The organism is Candidatus Poriferisodalis sp. (assembly GCF_965262965.1).
Classification (GTDB): domain Bacteria; phylum Actinomycetota; class Acidimicrobiia; order Acidimicrobiales; family Poriferisodalaceae; genus Poriferisodalis.
The window spans coordinates 1-13,456 of the sequence record NZ_CBDHGF010000001.1 but is presented as its reverse complement, the minus strand read 5'-3'; the positions used below and the strand labels follow the sequence as shown (position 1 = coordinate 13,456).

Here is a 13,456-nt window from a genome sequence, read left to right as displayed (position 1 = left end):
GCGCCGGCTGTGCAGTCCGGGTGGTCTGATCGGGAAGCGCTCACTTGATCACGCCGCCATCTCTTAGCTCGGCGATCCGGTCGCCCCAGCCCAGCTCGCTCAGCACCTCGTCGGTGTGCTCGCCGTGGATGGGAGACGACGGCTGGCGCAGCTGGGCCGGCGTCGCCGAGAACCGGGCCGCCGGCCGAGGCTGGCGGACTCGGCCCATCGCCGGATGATGATGCTCCTCGAACAATTCGTTGTGCATCGCCTGGGCGTCGGCGGCCACCTCCTCGACCCCCAGCACCACGCCGAAGGGGACTTGGTGTCGGTCCAGGGCCTCCACCGCCTCGGCCAGAGGCATGGCCGCCGCAGCCGCGTGCACGGCACGGAACACGGCGCTGGTCTGGGGCCGGTTGCGCTGGCGGTCGGCCATGGTCGCCAGGCGGTGGTCCGACGAGTCCACGCCGAAGGCCTTGGCCATGCCGTGGAACTCCGAGTCGGTCACGGCCGCCACCACTGCGTGTGCGTCGGCGAGGGCGATGGCTCGCTGATGCGCCGAGAACGACTGGGACAGGTGGGGCTGGTCGTTGTCGAGGGCGACTTCGTGGGCCGCCGCGTCCGCGAACAGGAATCCCACCGCGGCGTCCAGCATCGCGAGCTGCATGTGCTGGCCCCCCGCGCCTCGCTCTCGGGCGAAGAGGGCGGCGGTGATGGCCTGCGCGGCCGTGTACGCGGTGACCTTGTCGGCCGCGGCCTGGCGCAGGAAGCGAGGACTGTCGTCATTGATGCCGGTTTGGTTGCCGACGAGCCCGGACTGGGCCTGGATCACCGAGTCGTACACACGCCGGTGCGCGTAGGGCCCGTCGGGGCCGAACCCCGACAGCGAGAGGTAGACGATGTCGGGGTTGCGGGCCGAGACCTCGCCGTAGCCGACTCCCAGCCGCTCGACCACGCCCGGCCGCATGTTCTGCACGAACACGTCGGCCTCGGCGCACAGATTGAGCACGATCTCGCGGCCGCGGGGGTCGGTGCAGTCCACGGCCACTGATCTCTTGCCCCGGTTGCACATCTGGAACAGGGCCGAGATGCCGCCGGAGACGACACCCACGTAGCGGCCCTGGTCGCCGAAGCCGGGCTCCTCCACTTTGATCGCGTCCGCTCCCTGGTCGACCAGCAGGCCCACGGCCAGGGGGCCGGTCACAGCCACGCACATCTCCACGATGCGCACTCCGTCCATCGGGCCGGGCATGGGTCTCGCGATCGTCAGGGGGTCCGGGGCGCGCTTTGCGTCTCAGCCCTGGCCGGCCGAGCCATCGTCGGCCGGCTTGTCGGGCTCGGGGATGCCGTGGAACCAGCTTGCCTCCTCCACCAGTGACCGGCTCCGCCAGCCGTCGGGGGTGCGCACCAACTCGTGGTGGTACCACCCGCCGGTGGCCCACACCGGGCTGTCGGGCAGCTTGAGCGGGTTGTAGACCATGGCCACGACCGTGGCCTCGTCGCCGTCGATGGTGGTGTCGATGTTGGAGATGAGGTGCTGGATGGCCTCGAACATCGGCATCACTCTCGACAAGAAGCCGGCCACTTCCTCGACGTCTCCGGCGATCCCGCCGACTTGGGTGTAGTCGATGCGGGCGTCGGGGGTGAAGACGCTGCGGAACAGATCCCAGTCCTGCCGGTCGACAGCTCTGGCGTAGCGGGTCAGCAGGTCGGTGATCTCGGCCCGGTCGCTCAGGGTCTGCAGGTCCATGGCCCCACGATACGGGGCGCGCCGCTCTTGGAGTTCGGACTCTGTGTGTGCGGCGGACCGAACAGGACTCACAAATCCCGCGGTCGGAACTTCAGCTCACGCTTGGTGCCCCATCACACGCGTAGAGCCGACGAAGTGGCCAGGCCGGCTAGTACCTGAGGGTCGATGTGGGGGACGCTGAGATGCTGTGTGCGACGCATCAGGTTGGTGACGAGCTGTTTGGCGACCGTCCCCGTCGGCGGCGATCCGGTGTGTTGCTCGTGCGCAATGGCGGCGAGCACGTAGGCCGCGGCGCAGTTGGGTGCGGCTAGCCGGGTGGAGTTTCGGGCAGCGAGATCGGCCCATACTCTCCAGGCGCTGTTGAGAACTTCGTAGGCAGCTTGTGCGCTGATCGTGGCGGAGGCGGCGCTGCTTGCGGTATGAGCTATCTCGACTCGCCACCATGCGGCGGCTAGAGGCGCGTCGAAGAGCCATCGGCCTCGGCGGTGCCAAATGCCGCCGGAGTGGCGGATCAGGTTGCGGATCGACCTGTCGATGCCCTTGCGCTGCTGTGGGGTGATGTCCTCGGGGGTGGCGGTGAGGCTGGCCCGGTCAAAGGGAAGCGACCCGGGAGCAGCGAGATCGAGTAGAAACGCTGGCGGGTCGGGGAGTCTGCGGTCGGCGAGGAGCCGAAGGGTCAATAGGTGCCACCATCCGAACTCCATCGTCTCGCTGCGTGTCGTCCCGGCGGTAGTTAGCGCCGCGTGCAGCGCGAAGTCCGTCTGCCAGTTCGAGTTGAGGATCTCGTGAGAAATGATCGGGTGCTGAAGGGTCGGCAGAGTATCCAGCACCGCTTCTGGGATTTGTCCCTCGGCTTGGTCCAGGATGACGGCGATGGTCTCGCTCGCCGACGCCAACGCCGCTGTGGCTAGTCGCTGCTGAGCTCTGAGGCGCTGTTCTCCGGCGCCGGGGTCGTAGGGATTGTCGGTCATGGCTTTCTGCCATGCCGCCACGGCCAAGATCGCTGGCTTCAGTGTGTCCTCGGACGCTGGGCGGGTCGTGGTGGTCACTACTCGTCGCCGTTCTCGATCGACCCTGGAGTGAGCGGCACGAACGCCGACGCGGCTTGCAGCGGATCCCACTCGTCGCTGTTGTCCCACAAGGCGATCTGAGGACGGTCGGCCTGGAGCCGTCGCAGGATTAGGTCGCCTATCAGCGATCCCGGCACGGCCGCGTGGCCGGTCTCGTTTTCTTCTATCTCAAACACGCTGTGAGCAGGCAGCAGCGCCAGTGCCGTGGCCCAGCACGCCAGCAGCGCCGGCTCGTGATACTTGAGCTGGTCGATCCGGTCGGGACGTGCCCTCACGACGAATCGGCTGTCTTGGCCGATGTGTTCAACCTTGATGCTGACCGCTGTCTCGGGCTCAGTGCGGGGGTCGCCGATGAACAGCATCGGATCAGAGCCCTCATGGTCCACTGGTATCGGCGCTGCTCGGGCTAGGAGCCGTCCGGGCCGCAGCGGGAGTGGTTCGTCGCCCCACAGCGTTCCGGTCGGGTCCAGATTGCATTCCGCGATGGTGACGATCCCTGGCCAGAGATGCACTGTGCCGGTGCCTACGTCTCGCGGTGACAGGGAGATAGTCGTGACTGGCTCTGTGCTGGTCTCGGCGGTTGTGTGCATCGTTTCGGCACAGCGGGCTTCGACGCACCACGCTGCGTTTCCTTGTTGAAGCAGGCTCTCGATGCCAGGGGCACCTGTGAGGCTGTGACGTACTGTCCAAGCGAGGTCACCCGCCGATGGTGTCGCTCGGGTCTCGTATGCGGCGTCGGGCCAGTCGAGGGAGCGCTCGTGGGTGTCGCTGGTGTCGTCGATCATCGGGATCGACTCCAGTAGCGGCGGGGCGGTGGCCTCGGATTCGGATGCGGTGGCCTGGTTCTGTCCGGTCCGGGCAGAGCTCATAGTCTCCCGCCCGGGTTTGTGGGTCCGGTGCTGGCTTCTGTTCTGCTTGCGGGGGCCGTCACCTGCTCCTCGCGGCTCGACGCGGCGGAGCGGTGGAACAGCACGGCTTCGACGAGGCCACGGTCTGCCCCGACGGCTTCGGCGGTCGCAGCAGCGATCTTGACCGTCGCGGTGTCTCTGGCGCCGGGGTTGGGGATCCGGACTTGTTTGCGACCGCTGGCAGGCACGTCGATGTTTCGTTGCTGGTGTCGCACTTGGACGATGGTGAGGTAGCCAGGGGCGATCCGGTGTCGGGAGGTCTGATCGGTGCCGGAGGGGACTGCCAGGCATAGGTCCGCGGCACCTGCTCTGAATCCCCGTCCTGCGGCACTCCATGCGACATGGAACAGGCGGGGGTCGTCGGGGTCGGGCCGGCAGGACGTGGACACGCCAGCGGAGTTTCCGGCTCGGACGGTTTGGTCAGTCTTCTCCTTGTCGGCCTCGGGATCGGTCTTCGGATCAGGATCCGGGCCGGGCGGACTCGGTAGTTTGGGCGGTCCGTTGGGAAGCCTTCGTTCGTGCTCAACGTCTTCGCCGGGACTCGGGTCGGAGTCGGGGCGCTTGGGGCGGCGTTTGGGAAGTGCTGTGGTGCTGACCGCTGATCCAGCCAGGCGAAGTTGAGGCGGGGCGTACGGTTCGCCCGTCGAGGCCTGCCGGGCGTTGGCCGTCAGCAGGTCGCGGAGCTTCATGAAGCGCTCGACGAGTTGCGAAGGGTTGTCGAGTTCGCTGGGAGTGATCTGCAGATGCGACGCACCCTCAGCGTCTCGCACCAGCTCGCCCATGCCTCCGGGCTGCCTGCTGTCGAGATCGACTACGGCATCAAACGGCTCGGTTCCGGCGAAGTAGCGGGGCTGAAGGTAATTCTGGGTGTTGTCTTGGATCCACATGCCGTCGCGGAACACAGATACTCGGTGCGACGCGGTCTCGTCTCCGCGCAGCCGTGGGCGCATCCATACTCGTGAGCCGGGTCCCAGCGCATCCTCGACCATGTTGTCGGAGATGCGGCTGTCGGAGTCTTGGAGGGTTCGGAGCGTGCGTCGCGCCGCTCTGCGGCGCCGTTCCGGCGTGATCGCGTCGGTGTGGGTGTCGAGCGCCTCGGGGGTGAGGGAGCGTTCGGTGCCTGAGGCATCCGTGAAGGTGACGCTGAGGGTGCCGTCGAAGACGGCGACTAGGAAATGGCGGGTTGCCGCAGCCAGGATTAGCCGGTCTGGATTGACGGTCGGCGACACAGGCTTGTAGGCGGCGATCATCACCGCAGATCCGGCAACGCTGGAGCGCATCTGCGCGGCCAATGTCGGTGGGACGCGTGTGCCGCCCCGCTCGTAGTCGAACAGCGTGTTTCGCCCGTCGGGCTGCTGATGGCGGATAAACCCGTCGGCGCTGCGCTGGGTCTGGGCTTTGCGGGAACCGACTATGTGAGTGGCGATGATGGCGTGCCCGCCGAAGGTCTCAACCAGAGTTCCATCGGGTCCGGCTTGGCGGCCGGCGTAGAGCACATAGCGCAGGTCGCTGGGGACGAATGCCGTCAGGTGGCCGTGCCCTACCGACCCGCGTCCCGCTGTACGTTTGGTGGACCGGCCGCTGCCGTACAGGGATCGCAACTCCTTCTCGCCGATGCCGTTCCCGTCGTCGCAGCAGAACAGACACACAACGTCCTTCTTGCTCAGCGCTCTCTGTATCCGCTTGATCATCTGTTGGCCGGTCGGCGGCTCGTCTGCGCCCAAGTAGCGGCGGGCATGCTTGAACGCCTGCTTGTATCTGTCGAGGCCGAATATGTCTGCTGCTGCGACATTCCTGAGGACGAAACGCACTGTGCGGGCGCCGGTCCCAGAGTCCAGTGCGTTTTGAAGCAGTTCGCGTATGACGATCTCGTCTTTGACCTGGTCCCTGTTGGCGTCGGTGTTGGTGAACCCCTTAGGAGGGTCATTGTCCACGCCGAAAATCAGTTTTCCGTAGGTTCTGTGCATCGTTCAGTCGCTGCAAGCACAGGGAAGGCTCACGCCGTCGCGGCGACCCGCGACCGCTGTTCCGGCGGCGATCTCGGCGTAAGAAGGCGATCTCAGAGTCAAGAACTTGAACTGCTGAACGTCGGGGGCGTCTGAGGGTCCGGCATAGCGAGCCTCGATGTCAGCCCACCAGTGGATGCCCGCCGGCCCCGCCGAAGCGGCGTTTGGGTTGTCTTGCTCAGCGGACGCCAACCGTCTCAGAGCCGGCTCACCCTTCATGAAGCAATACACGCAGTTTCCCAATGCCCGGTCTATGGCCAGGTCATAGGATTGGCAGCGCCAGAAGTCGTCGACTCGGTCGATGTCGGCTCCTGCGTCCGCTAGCGGCGTGGCAATGATCTCGCCAACGGGATGCGACTCGTGTCGGCAGCGGCCGCCATTGGCGCCGTCAGCGAGCATCGCCTCGAAGTGCGCCCTGTTGACACGCTCGGCCTCGTCGCTTCGCAACCCCAAGAGTGTCACATACTGCACTGGCGGGCCGGTTAGACCGGCGAGGTCCGCCGAGGGTCTCGCCCGGGAACTGCACCTCCGCGACACGACTGTGAAGTCCGCCCAGTCCTGCGCAGGCCGCATCCAAGGGCGGGAGTGCACGAATGTCGCTATCTCTGCTACCTCCCGGGCCTCCCACCGGCTGCCGTTGTAGCGCGAGGCGGTCTCATCTGCCGATGTCAGCGGACGGCCGTGGTGATGTCCGGCCGCCGTTGGTCCGAGCCCGCCACCGAGCCATTCGCTGATGAGCTTGATGCCAGGCAGCACCTTAAGGTTCTGGGTGCAGAATCGAAGGCTGCGGTTCGGGAGCATCCGCTTGATCGACGCCAACTCCTCGAACGCGCACCCGTCGTAGGAATAGCCCGGCGTCGTCGGATTGTCGACGGATGTGGCGCGCTGACGCCGCACCAGCCGGTAAGAGGGTCTACGGCTCCAGCCGGACCTGGTCGACTCCTCCACCGTGCAGAACTCGTACCACAGGCACGGGATCGCATGCTGCGACTCCAGTTCGTCGCATACCTGGCCGGCGAAGTCGTAAGTGGCGGGATGCTCAGCGGTCGTGTTGGCGAACAGCACGAGATCGCCTCGTCCAGGGTCGAGCGTGCCACAGCGGGCGAGACTAAGAACCATCGCAGCGCTCGACCGGCCGCCGGAGAACTTCACGATGTGCGGGAGCGCGGAGTGCTCGGGCGACATGTACGCGGGCGCCCCGCAGATCGCCGATTCCGGCACCGCACGAGTCGACGATGCCGCGCGAGTCAAGGCCACCGCTACCGAGTTCACGGGCTGGTCTCGCATCGACGGAGGTTGCGGCCGCAGCATGTCGGGCAGGTTCTTCGCAATCTCAGGGAAAGCGCCCGCGGCGCGGTGCTGATCATTCTGCGAGCCGGGCCAGCGTCCGATGGTCGAGCATCCCCGCATAGAAGCTGGCGCTGCGGCGGACGATGTTGGAGGCGATCTCCCTGGCCCTTGCTCCGTCCGGCCATGCGCCGTGTCGGGTCTCGTGAGTTCTGATTGCAGAGGCGAACCCAGCGGCACATCGACCCGTAGATAGGCGTCCCGCCATCGTCATGGCGGTCGTGGTCCATGCCCTCCAGCACCCTCGTTGCAGGAATATCTCGTAGCAGTCGGTGAAGCTCAACTCTCCGTCGGAGTTGGACTGAGCTTGTTGGGCCATCTCGATTCGCCACCAAGCTCGAGCCGTAGGACAGTCCAAGAGGTGATTGTTGTGGCCTGACCGCACATGGGGGATGCCCCCGAGGGCGCGGAGAACATCACGCGACGCGTTGTCGAGTAGGTGTCGCTGCTTGTTGTCCAGAGCATTCGGGCCCACATGGGCTATGGGCCCGAAGCGTTGCTCCGTGTACATCTGCGCCGGAGGGTTCTCGAGCCCGCCAGATTCAAGCCATGCGACGCTGCAGGCAACCCAGAACAAGACCTGCGCTGCTTCTGAGCGAGTCGCCGGAGCGGCGTTCTGCGGCGATGACAGCGATTCGTGCAGCATCTGCTCCCAGCGCTGCGTCGCCTTCGCAGCCGCTGGCATTCCCGGCTGCTGTGAAGCCCGTAGGTCTGCGGCGGTCAACGGGCTTCGCAGAAGCGGGACTTCCAACGTGTCGCCTCCGGAGAGTCCCAGCGCTCCACGGAGCATCGTTGCCAGAGCGCTCGCCGAGTTAGCTGCGGCGGCCAGGAGTCTTTGCTGAGCTTCGGCTCTTGCGGCGGGCGACGTCTGGTCCGTCCGGCGGTTCTTGGCCACGAGCGTCTGCTGCCACTGAGAGTAGGACTTCCAAGCGCCTTCGGGCAGGTTGCGACACTTGTCCATCATGTCTCTGCCTCGTGTGGGGCCGGCAGGGGCATGCCTCGCAGCCGTGTCGCTGCTCGAACAGGATCCCATTGGGCGCCGTCGTTCCAAAGCGCCATCCCAGCGAGCTTGACTTCGAGTTCCGCGGCGAAAAAGTTGCTGGTGTCGTCGTCGGATTCGAGATTGAATGCATCGCAGGAGGGCAGGTACGCCAGGGCCGTCTGCCAGGCCTGCGCGATGAAGGCCTCCTGGCCCAGACGCGGCTGCTGTGCATCGGGGATGCGTATTAACAGTCTCGTGTTGCCGTCCTGATCTTCGTATGGGCCGATGCTCATCTCGTGATCCTCAAGCCCGTCGTCGATCTTGAACAGCAGTAGCGAACTGGCCAGGTCCTCTTTGACGGCTCCTCCTCGAACGAGCCACATTCCCCGCTCTATCGGCACGTGAGAGCCGGTCCGTCGCCAGATCACTGCTGCCTCCGCCGTCGATAGGTCGCAGTCGGCCACAGCCACGACCCCGGGGACGACGAACACTGGCTCCCTGGTCATCGACTCGTCGAAGTGGAGCTGCATCGTCGGATGCTGGCAAAGGGCGAGGTCGCTGAACAGAGTTCGTGGACATCTGGCCTCTGCCGCGAACATTGCTGCGCCGGCCTGGATGAGTTCAGTTATTCCTGCTGCGCCTGACATGTGATGCTGTACTTGCCAGTGGCCGCCCGCCCCAGCGACTGACACGGAGTACTCGGCGTCGGGCCAGTCCAAGCTGGGTTCATCGCCGGTCGCGTCCAGCACGGGTGCCGCTGCCAGTGATTGCTCTGGCGTGGCTGATGCGAGGCTCATACGGCTCGGCTCTTGGTGTGCATTAGACGAATGGTCACCATCGCGGCATCTGATGGGGACACATTCTCGGCCAGTTCCACCAGTGCCTCCCCAGCGGTGTTCGGCTCCGACAGTAAGACTTCGCATTCTTCGCTGCCGGGGGTCGGTCTAATAGTACGGTCGCGGATCTTCACCGACGCGATCCTCAGCACTGCGTCGTCGAGCTGACGCGCGGTTGTCTCGTCTGCCCCTGACGGCAGAACTGCCACGAGTCTCAGTCCGCTCTTGCCCAACTCGTTGGCACGCCACACGACACTCCACTGGCGTCCGCTCACATGACGGCTCGCCACTCGGATGCCAGAGGTGTTTCCTCTAGCGGAAATCCGTCGACGCGCTGGGCCGGTGCCCGAGTCTTGCCCGCCTCCGCCGCCTTGACCGCCTTTGCCCGTGCCGCCGCCTCCATCGTCACCCCTGTGGTCGATGTCGACAACTTCTGTGGGAGGCTCGTTGTCGTTGGGTGGGTCTTCGTGATCCCTGTCGCGTCGGCGTATGGGTGGCGCCGGGGCGGGGGTCAACAGCTTGCCGCGAAAGATTCGCAGTTCGTCCGGCTCGACGATCTGGCCCACAGACGGCTTCGCGCAGCCTCGCAATACGTCAGCTATGCGCTTCAAAGCATCGTCCAAGAGTTTCTTCTTGGCGCTGTCGGTTATCTCCGTGGGACGGATTTGCGAGTGTGTCTCGCCCTCTGCTTCGCGCACCAGAGCGCAAACCGATTGATCGTCGGCTCCTGCGGACGGGTCTTCGACGTTCACCACTGCGCAGAACGGCGCTAGGTTCGTGAAGTTGGCGTTCAGCAGATGCGGGGCCTGCGACGTGATCCACATGCCCTCCCGGAATACGCACACAAGCGTTCTGTCTCCCGCTTCTAGATCGCGCACCCACACACTAACATCATCGAGATCCTCGCCAGCGGATACAGGCATGCCCGTCTGCAATGTCTCATACGCAGCCCACGCCTCACGACCGAGCACTCCTAGCCCCAGCCGTCGTCGCTGCTGATCCCGTACCGGCGACAGGGCAGCGGCGAGCGTCTCCTTCTTCAAGAGGCCCTTCTTGACGCCGTTAACTCGACAGCCAACGGTGAGCTGGCCCTGATGAACGGCCACCACGAAGCTCTTGGCCGCAGCGGCCAGCACGCTCTCCTCGAGACTGCCGCGTCCGGGGCGTGCGGTTGGCCCATACCCCAATATCGCGACCACCGATCCGGGAGAACCGTCCTCCGGCAGCCACGACCGCACCAGGTCAGGGACTTCGGAAGATCCAGAGGCCTGCGATGCTGGGCTGTCCTGGAGTTCCTCGGCACCCCGGATGTAACCATGAGCGTCGCGCTGCATGCTGTTGCTGTTACTCGTGGCCAAGATCGCGTGGCCGCCGAACGTCTCTTTGCGTGACGTGTCGCGACCCGCGTACAGGACATACCGGAGATCGCTCGCTGCGAAGGCCGTGAGGTGCCCTAAGCCGACGGATCCTCGGCCTGATCGCTTGGTGGTGTCTCCGGTGTTGTACAGCGACCTTAACGCCATCGCGTCGATGCCTCGGCCCCGGTCGATGCAAGCGAGCACGGCGGCGGTCCGACTCGCAGATTGCAGACAACTCCGGATCCGGTCGATGGCCTGCCGTTCCGCAGGGCTGTCCACCTTGTCGCTCCTGTGCGTTCGGGCAGCGACAAAGGCGGCCGTGTAGTCCTTGATGAGGGGCAACTCCTGGGTTGGGATGCTCTCATGGGAGAACTCGACACGCATCGGTCCGGCGTCCTGAGAGGCGTCCAAGGCGTTCTGCAGCAACTCCCGGACGACGACTTCTTCTGTGACCGACTCGCGGTTCACGTGAGGCGACGCGAAACCTGCCTCACCCCCGTTATTGTGCGGGAACTCAAGACATACCTCACCGTATGGCAGGCTTCCGTCCACAATCTTCCATGGTAGCGCTAACGCTGAACGAGTCCAGCAACAGGAGCAGCAAGGATCGAAACAGATTGTCGACAGGAGTCAGAATCCGATCGCCTATTGGCCGCCGAGGTAGCGCGCAAACGGTGTGACGGCAGCTGGTGCTGTGCTGTCCCTCGGCTCGCTCGGCGGACCTAAGCGCGTTGCATGGACGCGAGCGCAGGGCGGGGGCGCATCTCAGCGGCCTGAGGCCGCTGCATTCGGGATTGGCCCGGGCGACGGCGATCCCAGCAAGACAGATCGCACGATTTATCAGCAATATTGTGAATTTTCAGGTTGTGTTGTCACACGGGCTCGGTAGTGTGGTCGGCATGGAGCGAACAGATGTTCTCAACGTCGGCGGCGACGTCGGCGGCGGAGTGTTGGCGACTCGCGAAACTGTCCGCCTGAGCGGCTGGAAGGTTCCCCACGGATCTTCGGCGCGGGATCGACTGGAGGCCGTCTGCGAGGCCTTGCGGGCGGTTTCGTTGGAGGGGTTGGACGAGGAGGGGTTGCGCGGGGTCGCGGCCGGAGTTGGGCAGGTCATAGCCCTGGCCGATGCTCTCACCCTGCGGACTGCGAGCGGGTTGGAAGCGCTGAGGGCAGGCTCGGCGCGTGAGGCGCTGGTGGCGGGGGCGAAGCTGTCGGGTCGGGCGGCCAAGCGAGTGACCGAGGCGGCTCGCCAGGTCGAGGAGATGCCCAACGTCGGTCGGATGCTGGAGGCGGGGGACTTGACGCTCGAGAGCGTGTTCGCTCTCGGGGCTGCGGCCAGGCAGTGCGGAGCGGCGGTGGTGGACGGCTCCGAGGAGTTGCTGTACCAGGCCGCCGCCCGGGACGCTGGGTCATTCAACCGAGTGGCCAGGAGGTTCGCGCAGCGTCATGACCCGTCGGCGGGCGGCGATCTACTCAAGGGTCAGCGCAACAGCCGCAAGGCCGACCTGTTCGTCGGCAGCGACGGCATGGGCGTACTCCATGGCGAGATGGACCCCATGAGCTTCGGTCTGCTGGAGCAGGCGGTGGATGAGCGCAAGGACTACCTGTGGCGCAGGGACGGCGGCCGTGACGGCACTCCCGATGCGGTTCGCAACAACGGGCAGCGCTCGATGGATGCAATCTTCGAGTTGTGCACGGGCCGGAACGCGCTGACTCACGAGCCGCTCCCGGCCGACGACGGCCCGAGGGGGTCGCGTCGCCTGCCGACGGGGAGGATCATCGCCGTGACCGCAGGTGTCGTTGACGGCACCGACACGGATGGATCATGCGAGATCATCGGAGTCGGCCCGGTACCGCCGTCGGTGCTTGACAGCATCTCGCCCGATGATCGCCTGGTGGGCGCGATCTTCGGCGGTGACGGCCGGCCGCTGTGGCTGGGTCGCATGGAGCGGCTAGCCAACATCGACCAGTACGTGGCGGTTGCGCTACGGGACCGCGGCTGTGTGCTGTGCCGGGCCCCTATGCATCGCTGCGATATTCACCACGCCGATGAATTCTGTGCCGATGGGGGTTTGACGGACATCGAGAATCTGGTCGCTTTGTGTTGCGGCTGTCACCTGTGGGTGCACAGGACCAATCGGCGTGTCGTGCGGCAGTTCGACGCCCACGGGATCATCACTTGGTCCACGGCTCCCCGCGGCTCCGATCCCGGTGGACGTGAGGGACGGGATCCAAGTGCGGCCGGGCTGGCTGACGGGTTCAGTGGACGCGGCGACCACACCCGAGGCGACGCGCTGGGGATCAGCAAGACTGAAGTCGGTGCTGGCTTCGCAGGCCGTGATCCACCGGCCGCTGGGCAACGGTGAGCGGTGGCGGCCGCGGGTGCTGGCGAGGAGGGCGTGGATGGCTCGTCGCGACTGGAGGCGACCATCGTCGCTCCGCCCACCTTTAGCCGCACTTCCGCCTCAGGGGAGGACCGTGGGGTCACCGAACCCCCAAGCTTCAGCCGCTACCTTCGATCCCATAGGTGAGCCGCACCTGAATTCCCGTCGGGCAACGTCCGCGGCGGTACGCGGAGCACGAAAAGGCTCGAGAAGAACAGTCCGGAGACGACCGTGTCACCACAACAGCAACTGACGACCGCAACCCTCGATCCCGTCCCGGCCCGCCATGTGGAAGACATTTCCGTGGCCCAGGAGATGAGCGACTCGTTCCTCGCCTACGCGCTGTCGGTCATCACCTCCCGCGCCATCCCCGACGTGCGGGACGGCCTCAAGCCGGTGCAGCGCCGGGTCCTGTGGTCGATGCTGCAGATGGGCCTGCGCTCCGGCACCCCGTACCGCAAGGCGGCCCGTGTAGTGGGCGACACGATGGGCCGCTACCACCCCCACGGCGACGCCGCCATCTACGACACCCTCGTGCGCATGGGCCAGGACTTCAGCCGCATGGTGACGCTGGTGGACCCGCAGGGCAATTTCGGCAGCCTCGACGACCCACCCGCGGCGGCCCGTTACACCGAGTGCCGCCTGAGCGGGGCGGCAATGGACATGGTCGGCGAGCTCGACGAGGACACCGTCGACTTCCGGCCCACCTACGACGGCGAGGACACCGAGCCGGTCGTGATGCCGGCGGCACTGCCCAACCTGCTGGTCAACGGCACGACGGGGATCGCCGTGGGCATGGCCACCAACATGCTGCCGCACAATCTGGCCGAGGTCGG

General features: G+C 65.7%; 11 protein-coding genes. 2 read left to right on the top strand and 9 right to left on the bottom strand.

The annotated features are described in order from the left end of the window. Nucleotides 1-40 precede the first annotated feature (40 nt). The 9 genes from ACQY5K_RS00055 to ACQY5K_RS00015 all read right to left on the bottom strand — a co-directional run bounded on the left by ACQY5K_RS00055 (nt 41) and on the right by ACQY5K_RS00015 (nt 10,704). Nucleotides 41-1,231, bottom strand: a complete 1,191-nt coding sequence (locus ACQY5K_RS00055; protein ID WP_428114555.1) for a CaiB/BaiF CoA transferase family protein — start codon at nt 1,229-1,231, stop codon at nt 41-43. Between the two features lie 42 nt (nt 1,232-1,273). Beyond that, a complete protein-coding gene (locus ACQY5K_RS00050) occupies nt 1,274-1,729 on the bottom strand; it encodes a nuclear transport factor 2 family protein (protein WP_428114553.1) in 456 nt (151 codons plus the stop codon). A 113-nt stretch (nt 1,730-1,842) separates the two neighbouring features. Beyond that, nucleotides 1,843-2,778 (bottom strand): hypothetical protein, encoded by a 936-nt coding sequence (locus ACQY5K_RS00045; RefSeq protein WP_428114550.1) that lies wholly within the window; start codon nt 2,776-2,778, stop codon nt 1,843-1,845. Then, nucleotides 2,778-3,668, bottom strand: coding sequence for a hypothetical protein (locus tag ACQY5K_RS00040; protein WP_428114548.1), 891 nt, complete (start codon nt 3,666-3,668; stop codon nt 2,778-2,780). The genes ACQY5K_RS00045 and ACQY5K_RS00040 overlap by 1 nt, the downstream gene beginning before the upstream one ends. After that, on the bottom strand, nt 3,665-5,641 hold the full coding sequence (locus ACQY5K_RS00035; RefSeq protein ID WP_428114545.1) for a hypothetical protein: 1,977 nt from the start codon (nt 5,639-5,641) through the stop codon (nt 3,665-3,667). Before ACQY5K_RS00035 ends, ACQY5K_RS00040 begins: the two co-directional genes overlap by 4 nt. A gap of 36 nt (nt 5,642-5,677) precedes the next feature. Beyond that, nucleotides 5,678-7,000 carry a hypothetical protein gene (locus ACQY5K_RS00030; RefSeq protein WP_428114543.1) on the bottom strand — a complete coding sequence of 441 codons (1,323 nt, stop codon included), beginning with the start codon at nt 6,998-7,000 and terminating at the stop codon, nt 5,678-5,680. 76 nt (nt 7,001-7,076) lie between these two features. Next, on the bottom strand, nt 7,077-8,024 hold the full coding sequence (locus ACQY5K_RS00025) for a hypothetical protein (RefSeq protein ID WP_428114540.1): 948 nt from the start codon (nt 8,022-8,024) through the stop codon (nt 7,077-7,079). Next, nucleotides 8,021-8,839 (bottom strand): hypothetical protein, encoded by an 819-nt coding sequence (locus tag ACQY5K_RS00020; protein ID WP_428114538.1) that lies wholly within the window; start codon nt 8,837-8,839, stop codon nt 8,021-8,023. The genes ACQY5K_RS00025 and ACQY5K_RS00020 overlap by 4 nt, the downstream gene beginning before the upstream one ends. Next, on the bottom strand, nt 8,836-10,704 hold the full coding sequence (locus tag ACQY5K_RS00015; RefSeq protein WP_428114536.1) for a hypothetical protein: 1,869 nt from the start codon (nt 10,702-10,704) through the stop codon (nt 8,836-8,838). Before ACQY5K_RS00015 ends, ACQY5K_RS00020 begins: the two co-directional genes overlap by 4 nt. Nucleotides 10,705-11,135: 431 nt before the next feature. Here ACQY5K_RS00015 and ACQY5K_RS00010 point away from each other — a divergent pair, with 431 nt between their 5' ends. Further along, entirely contained in the window at nt 11,136-12,602 is a 1,467-nt protein-coding gene (locus ACQY5K_RS00010) for a DUF222 domain-containing protein (protein ID WP_428114533.1), read from the top strand. A gap of 333 nt (nt 12,603-12,935) precedes the next feature. After that, nucleotides 12,936-13,456 (top strand): DNA gyrase subunit A (locus ACQY5K_RS00005; protein WP_428114585.1); only part of this gene is annotated, 521 nt, incomplete at its 3' end.